Annotated in this window: 13 protein-coding genes and 2 pseudogenes; 9 read left to right on the top strand and 6 right to left on the bottom strand. The window is 42.2% G+C overall.

Annotation, left to right across the window (positions count from 1 at the left end; genetic code table 11):
* Positions 1 to 44: 44 nt before the first annotated feature.
* Complete coding sequence (locus NXX38_RS01500; RefSeq protein ID WP_258978437.1) at positions 45 to 2,102, top strand: glycoside hydrolase family 65 protein; 2,058 nt, start codon at positions 45 to 47, stop codon at positions 2,100 to 2,102.
* Between the two features lie 276 nt (positions 2,103 to 2,378).
* Here the strand turns inward: NXX38_RS01500 and NXX38_RS01495 are convergent, their stop codons facing one another.
* Complete coding sequence (locus NXX38_RS01495) at positions 2,379 to 3,167, bottom strand: DNA-binding protein (protein WP_258978436.1); 789 nt, start codon at positions 3,165 to 3,167, stop codon at positions 2,379 to 2,381.
* Between the two features lie 70 nt (positions 3,168 to 3,237).
* Positions 3,238 to 3,408 (bottom strand): hypothetical protein, encoded by a 171-nt coding sequence (locus tag NXX38_RS01490; RefSeq protein ID WP_258978435.1) that lies wholly within the window; start codon positions 3,406 to 3,408, stop codon positions 3,238 to 3,240.
* 491 nt (positions 3,409 to 3,899) lie between these two features.
* Between NXX38_RS01490 and NXX38_RS01485 the strand changes: the two genes are divergently transcribed.
* Positions 3,900 to 4,982: a linear amide C-N hydrolase gene (locus NXX38_RS01485; protein ID WP_148365382.1), complete on the top strand. Its 1,083-nt coding sequence runs from the start codon at positions 3,900 to 3,902 to the stop codon at positions 4,980 to 4,982.
* A gap of 212 nt (positions 4,983 to 5,194) precedes the next feature.
* On the opposite strand, the gene NXX38_RS01480 is transcribed toward NXX38_RS01485, so the two are convergent.
* Positions 5,195 to 5,845 (bottom strand): HU family DNA-binding protein, encoded by a 651-nt coding sequence (locus NXX38_RS01480; RefSeq protein ID WP_148365380.1) that lies wholly within the window; start codon positions 5,843 to 5,845, stop codon positions 5,195 to 5,197.
* A gap of 347 nt (positions 5,846 to 6,192) precedes the next feature.
* Here NXX38_RS01480 and NXX38_RS01475 point away from each other — a divergent pair, with 347 nt between their 5' ends.
* The 3 genes and pseudogenes from NXX38_RS01475 (at position 6,193) to NXX38_RS01465 (ending at position 10,062) form a co-directional block, all read left to right on the top strand.
* Positions 6,193 to 8,286 (top strand): BT4734/BF3469 family protein, encoded by a 2,094-nt coding sequence (locus tag NXX38_RS01475; RefSeq protein WP_148365379.1) that lies wholly within the window; start codon positions 6,193 to 6,195, stop codon positions 8,284 to 8,286.
* 383 nt (positions 8,287 to 8,669) lie between these two features.
* Positions 8,670 to 9,215 (top strand): methylated-DNA--[protein]-cysteine S-methyltransferase, encoded by a 546-nt coding sequence (locus tag NXX38_RS01470; protein ID WP_258978434.1) that lies wholly within the window; start codon positions 8,670 to 8,672, stop codon positions 9,213 to 9,215.
* Positions 9,212 to 10,062 (top strand): annotated as a pseudogene (locus NXX38_RS01465) (methylated-DNA--[protein]-cysteine S-methyltransferase). The gene NXX38_RS01470 and the pseudogene NXX38_RS01465 overlap by 4 nt, the downstream one beginning before the upstream one ends.
* Positions 10,063 to 10,274: 212 nt before the next feature.
* Here the strand turns inward: NXX38_RS01465 and NXX38_RS01460 are convergent.
* Both NXX38_RS01460 and NXX38_RS01455 read right to left on the bottom strand, forming a co-directional pair.
* Positions 10,275 to 12,113: a RagB/SusD family nutrient uptake outer membrane protein gene (locus tag NXX38_RS01460; RefSeq protein ID WP_258978433.1), complete on the bottom strand. Its 1,839-nt coding sequence runs from the start codon at positions 12,111 to 12,113 to the stop codon at positions 10,275 to 10,277.
* A 15-nt stretch (positions 12,114 to 12,128) separates the two neighbouring features.
* Positions 12,129 to 15,215, bottom strand: a complete 3,087-nt coding sequence (locus NXX38_RS01455; protein ID WP_258978432.1) for a TonB-dependent receptor — start codon at positions 15,213 to 15,215, stop codon at positions 12,129 to 12,131.
* A 541-nt stretch (positions 15,216 to 15,756) separates the two neighbouring features.
* Between NXX38_RS01455 and NXX38_RS01450 the strand changes: the two genes are divergently transcribed.
* The 3 genes from NXX38_RS01450 (at position 15,757) to NXX38_RS01440 (ending at position 18,148) form a co-directional block, all read left to right on the top strand.
* Positions 15,757 to 16,173: a helix-turn-helix domain-containing protein gene (locus NXX38_RS01450; RefSeq protein ID WP_015531339.1), complete on the top strand. Its 417-nt coding sequence runs from the start codon at positions 15,757 to 15,759 to the stop codon at positions 16,171 to 16,173.
* Between the two features lie 15 nt (positions 16,174 to 16,188).
* Positions 16,189 to 16,593 (top strand): helix-turn-helix domain-containing protein, encoded by a 405-nt coding sequence (locus tag NXX38_RS01445; protein ID WP_004299170.1) that lies wholly within the window; start codon positions 16,189 to 16,191, stop codon positions 16,591 to 16,593.
* Between the two features lie 340 nt (positions 16,594 to 16,933).
* Positions 16,934 to 18,148: an IS256 family transposase gene (locus tag NXX38_RS01440; protein ID WP_258978431.1), complete on the top strand. Its 1,215-nt coding sequence runs from the start codon at positions 16,934 to 16,936 to the stop codon at positions 18,146 to 18,148.
* A 342-nt stretch (positions 18,149 to 18,490) separates the two neighbouring features.
* On the opposite strand, the gene NXX38_RS01435 is transcribed toward NXX38_RS01440, so the two are convergent.
* Positions 18,491 to 19,816, bottom strand: a complete 1,326-nt coding sequence (locus tag NXX38_RS01435; RefSeq protein ID WP_148365367.1) for an ATP-binding protein — start codon at positions 19,814 to 19,816, stop codon at positions 18,491 to 18,493.
* A 214-nt stretch (positions 19,817 to 20,030) separates the two neighbouring features.
* Here NXX38_RS01435 and NXX38_RS01430 point away from each other — a divergent pair.
* Positions 20,031 to 20,222 (top strand): annotated as a pseudogene (locus tag NXX38_RS01430) (transposase); the annotation flags it as partial.
* Between the last annotated feature and the right edge of the window lie 136 nt (positions 20,223 to 20,358).

Below are 20,358 nucleotides of genomic sequence, written 5' to 3'. Positions count from 1 at the left end.
AGACTGGCTATGCATTCATAAGAAGCTTATAAAATACAGATAAAATGAGAAAAAGGAACTTTTTAATATTCCTGCTGTTGGGCGGGTTGTGGCCTGTTATTGGTCTGTTCGCACAAGATGCCTGGAAAATTACTGCAGAACAAATTGACCCCCAATCCTATTATGGAATAACTGTAGCTAATGGTATGTTGGGGTTAGTCTCTTCTCCCGAACCTTTGAAGGTTTCCCGCGTCGTGTTGGGAGGAGTTTATGATATTTATGGTAAGGGGAGAGTAAACAATTTCCTGCATGGCATCAATATGCTTGATACGGAATTGCAGATAAACGGTTCTACGGTGAAGGCTTCCCAGATATCCGGTTACAAACAGACTTTGGATATGCGTCGGGGAGTGTTTTGTGGAGAATTTGATTATAAATCACTGGCCCGTGTTGAATATCAATATACATCATTGCGTCATTTGCCTTATTCATGTTTGTTGCGTGTGCAGATCATTCCGAAAGAAAACATAGAAGTATCCGTAGCGAATATAATGACGGTACATGAGTCACTGCGTAATCCGCAGGAATATTACAACCGGATTTTCAATGGAAAGACAGCGATTGACCTCTGCACGTCAGTAGCAAAATCTCCGGTCCGGGAATTTGAAATCGGGGCTTGTTCATCGTTTGTCTTCGATGCCTCCTTTCCTCATCCGGAAGTCTGTCATCGAAGTGCACGGGGAGTCGGGGTACATACGCAAGAGTTTACGATCCGTTTACAGGCAGGTCAACCCTATACTTTTTCGATTATAGGGACGACGCTTTCCTCTGTCACTCATGCCGATGTCAGGAATGAGGTGGAACGGTTGACGGCATTTGCTGCGGTAGAAGGTGTCGAACGGTTATGGAGTAAGCACGAGGCTGCATGGGACAAGCTTTGGGAAAGCGATATTGTGATTGAGGGCGATCTTCAGTCGCAACAAGACATTCACAGTATGCTTTATCACACGTATGCTTTTGTGCGGGAAGGTTCGGGATTGTCCTGTTCTCCGATGGGGCTTTCGGGTTTCGGCTATAACGGACACGTGTTTTGGGATGCTGATACGTGGATTTTTCCGGCTTTGTTACTACTTCATCCCGAATTGGCGGAATCAATGATAGAGTATCGTTATCAACGTCTGGACGCAGCCAAGCATAATGCTTTTATGCATGGCTACAAAGGAGCAATGTATCCATGGGAAAGTAGTGATAAGGGAAACGAGGATAATACGGTAACCAACATTTATGGTCCTTTCGAAAATCATATTACAGGAGGTGTAGCTATGGCAACCTGGCAATATTATTCAGTGGTGCAGGATTTGGATTGGCTTCGCCAAAAGGGATTTCCCATCATTAGTGCCGCTGCCGATTATTGGGTGAGCCGTTCGGAACCGAATGAAGCAGGAGAGTATGAAATCAGGAATGTGATTGGAGCGGATGAATGGAATCAGAATCCTCAAGGGGGAAAGAACGTGAATAATAATGCTTATACAAACGGTGTCGCAAAATCTACTTTGGAAGCTGCCTGCAGAGCTGCCAAACTATTAAATGTAAAATCAGATCCTATGTGGACGAATGTGGCGGAGAAACTTCGTTTCCGGAAACTTGCCAATGGAGTAACGGCAGAGCATGATACCTATGACGGGGCTATAACGAAACAAGCTGATGTCTGCCTGTTGGCGTTCCCGTTAAAGCTCGTTACAGAAAAAGAGCAGATCCGAAAAGATCTCGAATACTATCTTCAGACTGTTCCGAGAAAGAAAACACCTGCCATGTCGAAGTCCATTTACTCCATTTTGTTTACTCGATTGGGAGATCGTGAACGTGCATGGCATTATTTTAGAGATTCCTATTGTCCCAATCTGAATCCGCCATTCCGGGTGATAGCCGAATTTGACGGTGGTACGAATCCCTATTTCCTGACAGGGGCAGGCGGTGTATTGCAGTCCGTACTAATGGGATTCGGTGGACTGGATATTACGGATAAGGGAATTGTTGCCGGAAAAGGAGCAATCCCTGATGCATGGAAATCTCTGACTTTGAAAGGAATAGGGAAAGAGAAAAAGAATTATATCATTAAATGAATTGACAGGATATACAATATGGTTTTGCAACAACAAACCGATGTGCAAATATGGGGGGCATCTTCTAAGAAAATGATTGTTAACAATGCCTTTTTAGCAATGGATGAGATCGAATCTTCTCTTCATTCTAAGCTGATCGAATCTTTGCTATAAGTATGGAAGGTATCCAAACTCTCGTTTTATTCAAAAGAGTTCGGATACCTTTTATTTAAGTTTGTTTATTTACTGCTTTTTTACTTGTTGCTCTTTGATTATTATTCTACACCATTATGCTTTCTACAATACAAATGCCGCTATTTCAGGTGACAAAGCAATACTCTTGTCTTCGCAAAAGACGATGAAGTTTGCGTTATACAATGCGTTAAGTATCTCATTGTACGTTGTTTTTCCTAGGCCTTCGAGACGTTTCAGTCTACCCCATCCGTATTGGTAGGTGAATTGTAGAAGTTCTCGCACGGTTGCTATTTCCAGTTTGTGCAGAACATTGCATGCGCGTTCGTTGAAAAGTCGTCTTATAGGGATATTCGTAGGATTATCCGTGTTGTATTTACCAAAAAGAGACGCCATTGTCCGGTTGCGGTATGTAGCGATTCTTTCTGTATTTTCACTTAATTTTTTGAGGATATTGCTGTAAGCCTCCATTGTTTCCTGATAAGTCATGTTTTGCCGTACTGCTACGCGTGAGATCGGTTCGCCAGTGGAGATGGCCAGGAATATTTCCCGTTGAGTGTCGTTGGTAATCAGTTGTCCGAGCTCTTGCACGATGATATGAAAAAGCGGTTGGTGAAGGCTTTGGGTTTTTAAAAGGAACAGTTCGTCGTCGAGGTGGGAGAGAATGATCTCGCACTCCATCTTTTTCTCTTTGATTAATTTTTCCAGGGACTCTTTATTCAGTCCTTTGGTTTGATGAGTGTCCAAATAGGAAATCAGACTATCGTCGTCCAGCATTATGACATTGTCGATGGTTGAGGAAGTGATGTAACCTAAGTTTATCCAATTTCGGAGAGTGGGTTCTGCAATGTCGCGCTTTTCGGACAGTTGCTTGATTGTTAACCAGTTTGCCATAGAAGTAATAGGGATTAAGTTGATAATTAAATTCTTGTTTTGTTGCTTGGGAGGATTTGCAGGAAGCTAGCTATATGTGTTCACTGGCTTCGCTGATATTTTGTTTGCTGTATGATACAGGGCTGATTTTTACGGGCATGTTGGTAGATGCGGGTAGTTTCTCCGCAAGCTTTTCATGGTCATTCAGTTTGTATATCTTCCGGATGACACGGCGCAATGTTTCTTTGTTCGGTCTGTTCATACTTCTTTTGGATATTGATGACCGTCCGTGTTCTGTTGTATGTTTGGTATATACTTGTGCGATGTATACCTTAATATATAAAAGAAGCCGGACGCTGAGTTCATATTTATCCGCTAAGAGGTACTACCAATACCCACATGGTTTAATAAATATGTTCACACGCCCGACCCTAAGTCGCACGTATGAAACAGATTTATTGAAACCATGTTTTTTGTTTATAATAAAATTGGTAGTTTTCTTAGCGCAAAAAACGTTTCAATATGCCGCATTTCTCTTCGGCTTTCAAAAGACAAAGATAGATGATTTATGGAGGATAACAAAGAAATGACAAAGAATTTCCCGCTTTTGTTTTGTTCGATGAGCATAAAATATGTTTGTCCGTTTTTTCTTTTTTGTAGGCTGATCTATAATAGATATATCTGCAAACTAAAATAACCCATATTTTGTTGTCTTTATACAGTATTGAGTTTTTAGCGATAAATATATAAATAATGATGAAGATGACAAAGAACTTATTGTTAGGGATTGCTGCCGCCGTATGTGGCAGCACTTTTCAGGCTGTAGCTTGTACGGGAATCTCGCTGACATCCCGTGACGGCAGTTATGTGCAAGCCCGTACGATTGAATGGGCGCGCGGTGTGTTGCAAAGCGAATATGTGATTATTCCACGTGGCCAACAGCTCACGTCATTCACTCCTACAGGTGTCAATGGACTGACGTTTACGGCAAAATATGGGGTGGTCGGTCTGGCTGTTGTGCAAAAAGAGTTTATTGCCGAAGGAATCAATGAGGCAGGACTTTCAGCCGGACTATTTTTCTTTCCTCACTATGGTGGTTATGAGACGTATGATGCTGCACAGAACCAGCGGACACTGGCAGACCTTCAAGTGGCGGGGTGGCTGTTGTCGCAGTTTTCCACTATTGACGAGGTGAAGGCAGCCCTTTCTTCTGTACGTGTCGTAGGGCTGGAAAAGACAGCGGTAGTACACTGGCGTATCGGTGAACCGTCGGGACGTCAGGTTGTGTTGGAAATTGTAGGTGGTGTGCCGCATTTTTATGAGAATGAAGTAGGGGTATTGACGAATGCCCCCGGCTTTGAATGGCAACTTACTAATTTGAACAACTACGTCAATCTTCATCCGGGTGACGCTTCCGTGCAAAAATTGAGCGGTATTACGTTGCAGCCGACTGGTGGTAACTCCGGTTTTCTCGGCATTCCGGGCGATGCCACGCCTCCTTCTCGGTTTGTACGTGCTGCCTTTTATCGGGGGACAGCTCCTCAACGTGCTACAGGCTTTGATACCGTGCAGCAATGTTTCCACTTGCTTAACAATTTTGATGTTCCTATCGGTATAGAACATTCGCAGGGGGATATTCCTGATATTCCAAGTGCTACGCAATGGACCTCGGCTATCGACCTGACGAACCGGAAGATTTATTATGAAACGGCCTATAACAATTCGATACGTTGCATCGATTTAAAGGCTATTGATTTCTCAAAGGTAAGATATCAGTCACACCCGTTGGATAAGATACAGGAGCAGCCGGTTGAAATGGTTAAGATTCCCCGGTAAAAGATGGAACTGTATGGAGGTACTCTTGTGCAATAGTTGCTTGCATTAAGAATGTTCTCAAATAAATGTTGGTGACGTTTTTACCCTCACACCCTCACCCTATGCTTAATCCAGTTATTCATCGGGGTTACAGGTGTGAGGGTAAAGGTGAGAGTAGGTGAGGGTAACTTTTTACCCTCACCCTGATTCGTCCTGATTTGGGTTGGCTAATCTTATTCCGTTTTTACACTAATTGCTTCATTATTACCATAATATCCATTTCCCGGCACATAAATCGGTTGCATGGCTCCACCCATATTGTTCAATTTACCTTCATCGCGCAGACGCCGGATATGTCGCATAGCTGTACTTCTTGCCATTCCGCAAAGGTATTGAAAATCATATCTTCGCATGAATGGGTGGGTTTGGAAGTACTTTGTCAGTTGCAGGTCAATTTCCTCATTCGTTAGTTGGGTGAAATCCAGTCCTCCTTTGAGGCTTTTCACTTTAAGCACGCCAAATTCGTTTTTCAATGTTTGATCGGCACGAAACTGGATGGCTTTCAGTTTCACTTTAGTTGCTTTCCGTTTAGTGCCTATCGTCACAGGTTCCGTGGTGGTCAGGCAGGGATGGAAATAACCGATGCCGTCCAGATGTACCTGGCGTCCCTCCGCCAATTCCTGTCCCATGATGTGCGAAAGAGCGTCGAGCACGGCAGAGACGTCCGTCTCCGTCAGTGAGCAACGTTCCTGAATACGCCGCCGCAGTACGTCGGTCCCTGTGGAACCGTTGTATTTGATGCGCGGATGCAGGGTCTTTTTGTTTTCTCCCTGCTGTTTGTCTGAAGGTTTCGGGTCTTCATACCAATCGAATAATATTGCCATAGCTTTTGTTTGTTTTTAAAGTAACGGTTCTTGTTATGTATTCTCTTAAGTAGTAATACGTTAGCGCTTAATGTTTCTTTTGTTAAGCTCTAATGTTTTGCAAGGGCTTACTCATGTGAACAAGACTGTTTACGTCTGTGGACGTTTTTATTTACAATTGATAGCCTGTTTGTTCACACGGGTGAGCCCTTGGCAACTACTAAGCAAAGATACATAAATAATAAGGCAAATGCAAATGAAATACGGGTATTTATCAGATGAAATGCTTGTTTTCCGGAAGATAAAAGCGTATCTTTACAGGAATTAAACATTTATATTTGATTGTAGAAAAAATAGACAAAAATAGGATGAAAATTACTTTAATCAGACAAGACAACGGGAGCGGAAAAGAAGCTCTTAGCATTTGCGAGGCAGGCACATTATTCGACAAAATGAAAACGGAAACGAAAGCGGGGCATATCACGGCTTTGCGGGAAATTATACCGTTATTGGAAGGTACATATGCCCGGTACGAACATATAGATAAGTTGCCATACATTTATTCTGCTGTGGAATATACCCGGACCAAAGAGGGTGAACGGAAGATGAAGCAGTATAACGGATTGGTACAGTTGGAAGTGAGCCGGCTGGCCGGTGGGTCGGAAGCGGAATTTGTGAAACGGCAAGCGGCACTTCTGCCACAGACTTTTGCCGCTTTTTGTGGTTCCAGCGGCCGTAGTGTGAAGATATGGGTGCGTTTTGCTTTGCCGGATGATGGAGGGTTGCCATCTGAAGAGGCGGAGGCGGAATTGTTTCATGTCCATGCTTATCGGCTGGCTGTGACATGTTATCAGCCGATGTTACCTTTCGATATTGATCTGAAGGAACCTGTGTTGACCCAGAAATGTCGTATGACGTTGGATGAGGCTCCTTATTATAATCCGGATGCAGTGCCGTTTTGTCTGGAACAGCCGCTTACGATGCCGGGAGAAGAGACTTTCCGCCAGCGGAAGCAGGGCGAGAAGAATCCCTTATTGCGATTGCAACCGGGATATGAGTCGGCGCAAACGTTCACGAAGATTTATGAAGCGGCATTGAACAGGGCACTTCAGGAAATGGAGAACTGGAAACGTGGGGACGACTTGCAACCTTTGCTGGTCCGCCTTGCCGAGCATTGTTTCAAGGCGGGTATCCCCGAAGAGGAAGCGATACGGCAGACGATGATTCATTATTATCGTGAGGAGGAAGAACTGGTGATTCGTTCGATACTCCATAATCTTTACCAGGAATGTAAGGGATTCGGCAAGAAATGCAGCATCAGCAAAGAGCAGGAGACGGCTTTTCTGCTGGAAGAGTTTATGAAACGCCGTTATGAATTCCGTTACAATACGGTGCTGGATGATTTGGAATATCGTCAGCGTGACTCCGTTCATTTTTGCTTTAAGCCGGTGGATAAACGGGTGCGCAACAGCATTGCAATCAATGCATTGAAAGAGGGAATCAGTGCGTGGGACCGTGATGTGGATCGTTTTCTGAATTCGGAATGTGTTCCTTTGTACAATCCTGTCGAAGAATATCTTTATGAGGCAGGGCGTTGGGACGGGAAGGATCGTATTCGTGCATTGGCTGGTTTGGTTCCTTGTGATAATCCGCATTGGCAGGAATTGTTTTACCGTTGGTTCCTTAGTATGGTGGCGCATTGGAGGGGAGTTGACCGGCAGCATGGTAATAGTACTTCGCCTTTGCTGGTCGGTTCGCAAGGGTATCGCAAGTCTACATTTTGTCGCATTATCCTGCCGCCGGAACTTCGTTTCGGCTATACGGACAGTATTGATTTCAAGAGTAAGCAGGAGGCGGAACGTTATTTGGGGCGCTTTTTTCTGATTAATATTGATGAGTTCGATCAGATTAATGTCAGTCAGCAGGGATTCCTGAAGCATTTGTTGCAGAAGCCTGTCGCGAATTTGCGTAAGCCTTACGGTAATACGATTCGGGAAATGAGGCGTTATGCTTCTTTTATCGGAACCAGCAATCAGAAAGATTTGCTTACCGATCCCAGTGGTAGCCGCCGTTTCATTTGTATCGAGGTGACGGCTCCTATTCAAACGAACGTTACCATCAATTATAAACAGTTGTATGCTCAAGCAATGGAGGCGATTTATAAAGGGGAACGTTATTGGCTGAATGATGAAGATGAAAATATATTGAAACAGACCAACCGTGAGTTCGAACAGGCTAGTCCGTTGGAGCAGTTGTTTCATTGTTATCTTAATCCGGTAGAGGAGGAAATGGAAGGCGAATGGCTGACTGCTATGCAGATTTTGAGCTATTTACAGACGAAAACACGGGATAAGTTGGCTATTAGTAAGGTGGGACAGTTCGGGCGCGCACTTCAAAAACTGAATATTCCTTGCCGTAAATCTCGTAAGGGAACGCTTTATCATTTGATGAAGGTGGAGTAGTTGATAAGGGGAATAGTCAATCGGAATCAGAGTGAGGGCAGGGTGAGGGTAAAAGTCACCCTCACTCTGCCCTCACCTTTACCCTCACACCTGTAACTCCCATGAGTAAAGGATTTGGTTCAAAGGGTGAGGGTGTGAGGGTAAATCGTATACAAAAATAAAATCGCGGCTTATTTTGAATTTAGTTGTCCTCTTTTTATAAGAATCGCAATTTTCGGGTCGTTTATCAGATATTTGTGTGCTAATTTTGTGGCATTGGAAACTAAAATGGGGTTGAAAGTCAAAATATGATGGATTGCTTTTTCAGTTGTAAGTACAATAAATGTATTTTTGCAGGTGTGGAAAACAAAAGCAGTGCTATCAATCCCCGAAAATAAGTTAAGATGGAAGATAAAAGGAAAGAAATAGTTGGCAATGTCATTCAGATACAGCGTTATCATTCTCCTTGTGGCGATTTGATGCTTGGCTCGTTTGAAGATCGGCTTTGTCTTTGTGACTGGGCGGTTGAAAGTCATAGAGATATGGTAGACAGGAGGTTGCGGAAAGTGTTGAAAGCCTGTTGTGAAGAAAGTACATCCGAGGTTATACAGGAAGCGATTCAGCAGTTGGACGAATATTTCAATGGTGAACGGACTGCGTTTGAAGTGCCTTTGCTTTTTGTAGGTACGGATTTTCAGAAAAGCGTATGGTATAAGTTGCTGGATATTCCGTACGGTTCGACTGTATCGTACGGAGAATTGGCGAAACAGCTGGATATGCCGAAGGCTGTCCGTGCGGTTGCCGCTGCTAATGGTGCGAACGCTATTTCTATTTTTGCTCCGTGTCATCGTGTTATCGGCAGTAACCACACGCTTGTGGGTTATGCCGGCGGTCTTCCTGCTAAAAAACGGTTACTGGATTTGGAATTAAATGGCAAACCTCTGTTATGAATGAGCAAGAAACGCTTGATTATGCACGTATTGCACAGGCAATCGGGTATATAAGGGAGAATTTCAAAAGGCAACCGGGATTGGATGAGATTGCCCGGGAAGTGGCGTTGAGTACGGCACATTTCCAACGTATGTTTACGGAGTGGGCAGGGGTTAGTCCTAAGAAGTTCTTGCAATATACTAGTATTGAATATGCCAAGAAAATCTTGGATGAGACTCATGCGTCTTTGTTTGATACGGCACAGGAAACGGGACTTTCAGGTACAGGCAGATTGTATGATTTGTTTGTAAATATAGAAGGTATGACACCGGGTGAGTATAAAAACGGTGGTGAAAATCTTTCTATCAATTACAGCTTTGCCAAAAGTCCTTTCGGTGAAATCTTCATTGCGTCTACTGATAAAGGTATTTGTTGTATAGAGTTTTCAGACGATCATGATGCAGCCTTTCATTCTTTACGGCAGAAATTTCCTAATGCAAAATTTACCTCGATTGTGGATGAGATGCAGCAAAATGCTTTATCTATCTTCACACAGGATTGGAGGAAGCTCAAAGATATAAAGTTGCATTTGAAAGGTACTGGCTTTCAACTAAAGGTTTGGGAAACTTTACTGAAAATCCCTGTCGGCGGATTGACTACTTACGGAGATATAGCTGCAGGTATTAATAATCCGAAAGCTTGTCGGGCTGTTGGAACGGCTGTCGGTGAGAATCCCGTAGCTTTCCTTATTCCGTGTCATCGGGTCATTCGTTCTTCCGGTGAGTTGGGTAATTACCATTGGGGGAAATCCGCAAGACTGCGATGATTGGTTGGGAGGCTGCGAAAAGCGAGTGTTTGATAAAATAATAGTAAGTGCTTGCGGTAAGAAAAGCCAGAAACGGGATATCGGTTCGACTATGCAACCGATTTTTTTGTTGTAATATCTTTGGGTATGGGTTGCTTTATAAGTATCTTTCTCACTCTGATTCATTCAAGAGAGCAAGGTTGAAACTTGAATTATAATAATATACAGGTGCCAGGATTGGCTCCATAGCACCTGTACATATTGAAATATCTATTTAATATCCCGGATTCTGGTACTCACTGCCATTGGTGATCGTGGCTGTAAAAGTAGTTGAAATGGGGCGTAACGCATAATTCGGATGGAAGAACCGGGCCAGATCCGGATGGGTATTCTCCAGATACTCCGAGTTCTTAAACATGCCTGTCCGTTTCAAATCGTAGAAGCGGCAATATTCTCCGCAAAGTTCACGGCCTCTTTCGTCTAAGATATCCTGCACCGTAATACTCCCTGTGAGCGGATTTGCTCCGGCACGTTCGCGAACCTTATTGATATAACCGGCTGCATTCGTCCCGCCATTCAGGTAAATATCTGCTTCTGCCGCAATCAAATAAACTTCTGCCATACGCATGATAAACGTTGCATTCAGATTACCGTTTCTCTGTTTGGAAGCATTGGCTACATAATAATTACTGCTGTTATGCTTATTCAGTGACGGATAATAGTAGCGGAACTGGTTCTCGTTTGTGCCGTCATTCTTGTAATTGCCTGTGACGTTTGTATAAGCATAATTCATGTTCACATTATGATTGTCGTCACTATATACATGATGATAATCAATCAGCAAATAATCAGAAATGTGTTCTTTTTGTTTCTCTGTTGCATAATCCATGTCCTGCGGCATGATGAATTTAATAGCTAAGTCACCTTTATTCAGAGCTTTGCCAATGACGGTTTCTTCCTTGTCATACATGTGTACGGCACTTTCGTCCCAAGTGTAATTCTTGTTCGCGTTCCACTCTGTAGTGAACGATTCATGAAATCTGGGGTCTAATGTTCCGTCTTTCTGCACATACAAACTCAATAAATGCTGCGTAGGCATAAAGATACCGGTAATTGAGCCTTCCCAGGTAAGCCGTGTCTCCTGATTGTCTTCACGTGCACCGAATTTATTGATATTACATAAGAAATACTCGTCGTTGCGATTCAACTTATAATTCCCATTGCTTGAACCGTGTCCGTCTGCTCCTGCATACCAGCGATGTTTCCAGAGAGCTTCCTTGTTTTCCCAGTTATTGCTCTCTTTAAACACCTCGCTATACGATGGATACATATACGTATTGTATTTCCCACCGCCAGTTTCGCAATCGGTAATCAATTTCTTGGCTGCATCCAAAGCTTCCTGCAAATATTCGGTGCTTCCATATTCGTACGTCTGTAAGCAGGCTTTAGCCAGAAAACCGAGAGCGGCTTTCTTTGTCGGAGTGGTAGTTGTTGCATGCGTACCTGTTGGCAACCATTCGGATGCAAATCTTAAATCGGGGATAATAACCTCCTGATAGATGGTCATCGGATCGGTGCGGGTGGGGGAGTAGGTCAACGTTTCCGTCACTACGGGTTCTGTGAGCATCGTCACTGCTCCGAATTGTTCCACCGCGTTGAAATAATACACAGCTCTAAGAAAACGGGCTTCCGCAATCTTTGCATTCCGTTCCTCTTCCGTGGTGTAAGGAGGTTTGTCTCCTAATGCGATGGCTTCGTTACAGGCTCCCACACCGTCGTAAGTCCCGTTCCACCAATTATTGGTGTAAGTCGTATTGGGCGATGTTCCTGCGAAAAACCAGAACCACTGCGTGTAACTGGTTGATTCGTTGGCTTTATACGTCCAAAGATCGGTGTCGCCTTCAGTCAGTGATATCCAGTCGGCAGCACCATAATAAAATCTTTCCATAGCAAAATAGCACTGGTTAATCAGGGTTTCATATCCATCGATGGAAGTAGCTAAAGCCTCTTTGGTAAATGCGCCCGGGTTGTACTCGTCCAAAGTGCAGGAGTGTAGAGACAGAGCCGAGAGCAGCACGCTGCAAAATATGAATTTTATATATATACTTTTCATGATTATAATCTTTAGTTAAAATGTCAAATTAACGCCAAAAACAAATTGCCGGTAGGTAGGGAATGCATCCGAACCGTTGGTTTCGGGATCAGTATCTTTCAATTGTTTGTCTTTTACAAAGATGAACGGATTGTAGGCTGTGGCATAGATGCGGCATTTTTCCATCAAAACCTTGCGTGATATGTTTACGGGCAGTGTATATCCCAGTGTGATATTCTTAATCTTGATAAAGGAACCGTCGCGTACTCTTAATGAAGGATATACGGTTTTTTGCTCATCTGCCGTTCCGGGACGGGGGAAATAGGCGTCCTGATTATCCTCTGTCCAGTAGTCTACACCTGCCAGCTGATTCTTGGTTACGCTCTGTTCGGCGGTATAATAGCCGAGCAGGTCGCTGTTGATCGTTTGTCCGTAACGTGCCATGGCAAAGACAGATAAATCAAAATTCTTGTAGGTGAAGGAATTGCTGAATCCGATGATCCAGTCCGGATTGGAGTGTCCCAGAATTTGTCGGTCTTCCGTACTGTATTTATGTACGCCTCCGTCACCTTTCTGGTCTAAGGTTTCTATCTTGATGAAGCCGGGTTTTACGCCGTAGGCATCCAATGTCTCCTGTGGAGTATCGGTTCTCCAGATTCCGGCATACTTATATCCGTAAATGGCCTTAATCGGTTCACCGACAAACAGATTTTCAGCAATCAGGTCACCGTCGGGCAGGGCGTCTATTTGTTCCTTGTTCCAGGTGACGGATAAAGTGGTGTTCCAAGTGAAATCCTTGTGCCGTATGTTGTGTGAAGTGATCGTTGCTTCCACACCTTGATTGCTGGTCTGGGCGATGTTTTGCCAGATGGCCAGAGGCGATCCCCATCCGGTCAGACCACTGGTGATGGGCAATGTACGTTTGAATAATAATCCTTTGGTTGTTGTTTTGAACCATTCTACTGAGCCGTCGATGCGACCGTTCAGGATGCCGAAATCCAACCCTACATTCCAGTTGTATGATTTCTCCCATCCGAGATCGGAACTACCGTAACTATCAGCGTATTGCGTGAAAGGAACGATTTTCCCATTAATGGAAATTCCCGAAGCGGTATATACGTATGCTTGTGTTGTGGTGCTGTATGCGGTGGTTCCTCCCGAGTTACCCGTGATACCGTAGCTCACTCTCAACTTCAGGTTGTCCAGCCAACTGCGTGTCTTTTCCATAAATGCCTCGTCGGATATTCTCCACGCCAGTGCGCCTGCGGGGAAGGCATCCCATTTATGTCCGGTAGAAAATTGTGAAACACCGTCCCAACGGGTCGAGAAATTAAACAGGTATTTGCCCTTGTACGAATAGTTCAGACGGAAGGCAAAAGACATTTTCTGTGTCTGTGCGAAGTCGGACTCCACATGTTGGGAAGTACCCGATGCCAGTCGCCAGAAAGACCATTGATCTACCATCTGACCGCTGGCGGCAGCCATGCTGCTTTCCGACTGGTTCTTATTCCAGGAAGTAATCAGTGAACCTCCCAGATTATGGTCTTTTGCGATGGTTGTGTTGTAAGCGAGAATATTTTCCCAAGTGTAATTCCAGGCATTGTTGTTGGTGATGGAAGCATGCGGTGAACCTGCATAAGACGGACGGTTGGCATTACACTTTTCTCCCCAGTATTGCCCGCGGCGTGAGTGATTCAAAGTTCCATTGACACGACTGGTAAAAGTCAGGTCTTTGACGGGAGCTAGTTCGACATAGCCACTCATGTTCAGGTAGGTGGAACGGGTGTTGTCTACATACTGATTCTCTATGAAATCACTCATCGGGGAATATTGTCCCGTGATGAATTCGTGATTGATCTCCCCTTCTTCGGTATAAGCATCACCCAGCGGGATGGTGGAGAGAGATTTGGTGAATGTGTTTTTCACGCCGGAGTTCAAGTCCCGGTAGACTAAATTGGAAGTAAAGCCTACCTTTGCCCATGAAAATATCTGCTGATCCAGATTGAGGCGTAACGAATATCTGTTCAGATTCTCGTTGCTAAGTAAACCTTCCTCCCGGTTGTAGGAAGTCGAAGCAAATAATTTTGTCTTTTCAGTGCCGCTACTGACTGAAAGACTGTATTTCTCTGTGGTAGCTGTATTGCCCGATACTTCATCCACCCAGTCTATCCATTTGCCGTTGTTGTATGCATCTATAAAATCCTGTTTTCCCAGTAGGGCGGACATATCTGTGGGATAGTCACCGTTTTTATATTTATAGGCTTCCCGTTGATAGGTGACCCATTCATCCCGCGTCATCCCATGCCTGTAGTTGGGTGAACCGCTGAATCCGTAATAAGCATCGAAGTTTACGGTAGCTTTCCCCTCTTTTCCTCTTTTGGTGGTGATGATGACAACGCCGTTTGCTCCTGCGGAACCATAAATGGCGGTGGAGGAGGCATCTTTCAATACATCTACACTCTCAATGTCCGACGGGCTGACTTGGCTATAGCTGCCGGGGATTCCATCGATAATAAACAACGGTTCGTTGCTGCCATAGATGGATCGTGAACCACGAAGCAGGATAGTGACATCACCCCCTATCTGTCCTGAAGTTTTGGTGATATCCATTCCGGGTATCTTGCCTTGAAGTGCTTCCATTACATTATTGGTAGGAGCGGCCAGCACTTCCGCGCTCTTGACAGAGGTTACCGCACCCGTCAAATCCCGTTTTTTGACCGATCCGTATCCTACCACCACTACTTCATCAATCAGTCTGGCGTCTTCCGTCAGTATGATTTCCACCTTGTTCTTGTTGCGTGTATTGACTTCCTGTTCCGTGTATCCCATATAAGATACCTTTAATATTGCATTGGGTGCTACGTGCAGTGTGAATTGTCCGTCTACATTCGTAATCGTCCCGTTGCTGGTACCTTTTTCAACGATATTCGCTCCGATAATCGTCTCTCCTTGAGAGTTTTTCACTATACCTGAGATTGTTTTGCTCTGTTGGCAATAAGCCCGTGTTGATCCAAGTATCGATAATGAACCTATTAATAAGAATAATAGGTAAAAATTCATTCTATAAACAGTCTTTAGGGGATTATTCCACCCTATGTTTGTTTTATCAGAAAATGATTTCATGTTTTTTGTTTAATTGTATGTTTACTAATTTGTTTTTGGATAGCTAAATTTCCGGACAATTTAAAGCTATGTCTCGATTGTAACGACTTTACTTATCCCATAGGCTATTAGATTTTATTGGTTAAATAATGATTGTTCAGAATGTCAATGTTAATTAAACATTATTCTGTTACTGTTTTGAATGTGGCGCCACGATTCCTGTCAGTAAAAAACTGACAGGACAAAATTATGCATATAGAACTGGGAACTGAAAAAAATAAAGTTGACTTTTATCAGGACAGAGTTGTTTCTTACTACCTGTTGTATATTTGATTTTATAAGGTAATATTGTTGTTGATTAAACCTTTACCCGTTGTAAACTTTACGGTAGTAAAGTTTTAGAAGTAGATAAGAATGATAAAGACTGGGATAAAATAGATCTAATTAGGTTATATCAAAAGAGAAACAGATAGGAAAGCTGTCTTTTTCAAAGGGCGATATGTAGTTGCGAATTTTATTTTCATTATCTTTGTCTCAATGTATTTACTAAAGCAATAATGATATGGATATTAAAGTAAAGGACAAGGTGAATCAAAGGCATGTCGGTCGCAATCTGCAAAGAATCCGTGTGTATCTGGGTATGAAACAGGAAGCGTTGGCTTCTGATCTGGGTGTTAGTCAACAGGAGATCTCGAAAATAGAGAAACAAGATGAAATAGAAGACGGACTGTTGACAAAAATAGCTGAAGTCTTGGGAATATCTACTGATGTCATTAAGGATTTTGATGTTGAAAAAGCCATTTGTAATATTAATAACTATAAAGATGCCACGATTTCTCCGGGAGCAATCGCTACTGTTTATGCTCATAACCAGCAGATTAATCCTCTTGAAAAGGTGGTTGAACTGTATGAACGCTTGTTGAAAAGTGAACAGGAGAAAATAGAGATTCTAAGAGAGTGCATAAAGCAGGGCAAATAATTAACAGACTGGAATATGGAAACGGAAAAGTACACAAATACGATTCATCTGGGAAGAAAAATTGAACGGGTGCGTCGGCTTCGGGGAATGACTCAAGCGGAACTCGGTGATCTGTTAGGTATAACAAAACAGGCTGTTTCGAAGATAGAACAGACAGAGAAGTTTGACGATGAACGGTTAGGCGAGATTGCTTCAGCGCTAGGCGTTACTGTAGATGGCCTGAAGAACTTTAACGAAGAAACGATTCTGTATAATACGAATAACTTCTACGAGAATTGTGGTGTTAAAAGTGCTGTCAGTAATACAGGCAATAATCAGACCTTTAATAGTTTTCCTGTTGAACAGGTAATTGAGATTTTCGAAAAGCTGTTGGATAAACAAAAGGAGCAATTTGAAACTTTAAAAAAAGAGAAGAAATAAATATCTCCAAGATATTGAATTTTATCAGTAGTAATTATATTCCTGATGCAATGATAGCTGAATTGATTTCCTCAAAAAACAAGGAAATAGATTGGTTGAAAGAAGAAATTAAGTTTTTAAGAGGGGAAAATGAAAAATTGCTGCGAATTGTGGTCGAAAAGATATGAGATGATGTTGTCATAATTATGTGATACACTTCTGTCTGTTTATATGGGTAGTTATCACATTTATGTTGTAAGCATAATTAAGATTTGATTGAAACTTTATAAATAATAGAGAATGTAATTTAAACTGTGTCAGGAAAGAAAAAAGAATTAACTTTGCTAACACAGTTTTTTTTATGAACGAAGAATTTGATTTTGAAAGTATTAAGAACAAGGCTCTCGAACAACTTAAATCGGGTAAATCCTTGTTAGGTAAAGATGGTGCTTTTGCTCCTCTTTTAGAAAGTATTCTTAACGCCGCCTTGGAAGGTGAGATGGATGCGCATCTTAGTCCAACAGAGCGTGAAGAGGGTAATCGCCGTAATGGCAGGATGCATAAGCAGGTTCAAACTCCCTTAGGGGAGGTTACTGTTTCCACTCCCCGTGATCGTAATTCCAGCTTTGATCCTCAGTTTATAAAGAAGCGTGAAACGGTTCTTGCGGAGAGCGTTTCTGATCGTATTATCGGTTTGTATGCTTTGGGTAACAGTACGCGTCAAATCAGTGATTGGATGGAGGAAAACTTAGGTAATCGTGTATCTGCCGATACAATTAGTTCAATCACCGATCGTGTACTTCCGGAAATAAAGGCTTGGAAGTCTCGCAGTCTTGATTCTGTTTACCCCATTGTTTTCATGGATGCTATTCATTATAAAGTAATGGATGATCGCGGTCAGTCTGTCAGCCGCGCTATCTATAATGTTTTGGGAATAGACTCGGAAGGTCATAAAGAACTTTTAGGGATGTATATTGCTCATAGCGAAGGCGCTAATTTTTGGTTGTCCGTCCTTACGGATCTTCAGAATCGTGGTGTGAAGGATATTCTGATAGCTTGTGTAGATGGCCTGAAAGGTTTTCCTGATGCTATTGCGAGTGTTTATCCTGATACTACTGTCCAACTTTGTATTGTCCACCAAATTCGCAACTCCATCAAATACGTAGCCAGCAAGAATCAAAAGGAATTTATGAAAGACCTTAAACTTGTTTACAAAGCTGTAAGCAAAGAAACAGCTGAAATGGAACTGGATAATTTGGATAAGAAATGGGGAAAACTTTATCCTATTGTGATAAAATCATGGAGGGATAATTGGGAACGGCTATCTGCGTATTTCCAATTTACTCAAGGTATTAGAACACTTATCTACACTACTAATACTGTTGAAGGATATCATCGGCAGATTCGTAAGGTTACCAAAAACAAGGGCGTATTCCCTACGGATACAGCCCTTGAAAAATTGGTTTATCTTGCTTACCGGAACGTACGTAAAAAGTGGACTATGCCTATTGCTAATTGGGCTATAATTGCACAACAATTAGCAATTAAATTTGGAGAACGATTGATTTTAATCTAATTTTGTCGCTCGTCGGGACGGGTGGTCCCGCCCCTTGCCGCTGGGCGTTCCCCGACCGAAGAGATTTTAGAGAAAAGAAGGCTTGACACAGTTTATTTTACGCTCCCAATAATATTTTTTACTGTAAATATTGAGGTATCCAAACTCTCTTTAGTTCAAGGAGTTTGGATACATTTTTAAGTTTACTGTATTGTGGTGTAGTGTTCACAATACTGTAGTATCGTGATTTTCTATTCTGATTCACTAATGTCCCAATATTTTGTTTCCAATAATAATTTGAGAACAATCCAAGTCTTTCAATATTAATTTTAGTAATCATGGTGCTTTAAATAGAATTCACATCTACATATCTTCTATTGAAAAAAGCCTGCTCTCTATTTCATACTTAAACAAGATTTTTTTCCGTAATTCCTCTACTTTTAGTGTGAACAAATCCGGTTTGAAATTTTTGGATTGTCTTTTCACCTCTGCTACCAGAGCTTTTTTCTCTTCTGCATATAGTCCGACAATATCTATTTCATCCTGATCTTTATTATTCTTGCCTTGCCACCACGAACCTATATCTGCAAATTCCTTGCTTTCCATCATCTGTTGGCGGAAATACATTTCCAAAGCTAAGCCGGAAAAAGTTGGATAATCCTTTTTAATAATATCAGCCAAGCGTTCAAAATTCTGTATCTCTATATAATTTTGATACTTGATAAAATACCGGAACCAGAAACGTAAAAACATATCCGATACTTCATAACGGACTGTCTGGGAACCCTCTTTTGAGAGTATAGGCCGTTTTTTCTTTATCAAATCATAGTCTTCTTCCAATCTCTTTAATTGTCCGCCCAGACTCATTCCACCCATAACAGTTTCCATTTCCGGCAAGGTATTCTTACCGTTGGAGATTGCTGATAAGATTGAAAAGTAATTGCCGTATTTTTTTCCGAACTCCTGTATCAGCAAAGCCTGTCCTTCGGTCAGAAAGGACGAATCGGGTTGCAACATGAAATCAACCATGTTTTCCATACTCGTACATCCATTGTCCATAAACTGCTCAATATACTTTGGAACACCACCGGTAAAGGTATAGAGTGCTAACAAATCATCTTTGGTATAGTCTGCTTTATGATCCGACATGATTTCTTTTAATATGGAAGTAGTGAAAGAAGACAATTTCATTATACTGTCAGCACGACCATACAGCGGTTCTTTGGAATCTCTGAAGATTTTATTCATAAGTGTATAAACCGAACCGCTCACGATAAGATTGACATGGCTCTGCTTCCTCAGCCGATCCCAAGTATCCTGTATCAAACTGTAAATCTCTTGATTTATGTAATAGAATTCCTGAAACTCGTCAATAACCAGATTGTATTCCATCCGTGTTCCCAAATCCATTAAGAAACGAAACATTTCTGCAAAATTGGTAAGTTCTGGTACATAAATATTAAGTGCCTGTCGGATCTCGGAAGTAAATCGTAAACAAAGATCTGTTTCATTGCTTCGGCTGACAAATAGATATACCGTAGGAGTATCTTCACAACTTTTGAATATAAGACTGGTCTTACCGATACGCCGCCGACCGGTAAGTACCGTCATTTGTGAATGTACGGAAAAAGACACTCGGCGGACCTTTTCCAATAATGCTAGCTCTTTTTCTCTATTGTAGAATTTCATATCCTATCTTTTTATATTTGATTTCACCGTCGTAAAGTTTACCATCGTAAACTTTACGACGGTGAATTTTAAAATCAATAACAAAGTTACTAATAATTTCGAAACTATAATATGATTAAGGTTCTGAAAATCAAAAAAGAGTGAATACTTAACATTTCAGTTCATGCAGCATGTCTTGTTACACTAAATTAGTGTTCCGATACGTATTCCAGTTTTCAATGTCATTGCGGCTATATTCTACGAACACTATGATGATATTCTAAACTTCTATAACAAGAGGACATCAAACGCGGCAGCAGAGTCTTTCAACGCCAAGATCAAACTCTTTAGGGCAAACTTACATGGAGTGGCAGACAGAAAGTTTTTTCTGTTTAGAATGGCAAAGATATATGGATATCCCCACTAAATTTCTACTGCCCCGAATTACAACTGATCCCCCTTGATCCTCCTTTTTCAAACTGAGCCGGAGAAAGCCGTAGGGTAATAAAAAAAGCCCCTGAAAATCAGAGGCTTTTTTATTTTTGTGATCCGCCTGGGATTCT

Origin of the sequence: Bacteroides sp. BFG-637, from assembly GCF_024793605.1 — a bacterium.
Lineage (GTDB): Bacteria > Bacteroidota > Bacteroidia > Bacteroidales > Bacteroidaceae > Bacteroides > Bacteroides vicugnae.
This window is presented reverse-complemented; position numbering and strand designations above follow the sequence as displayed.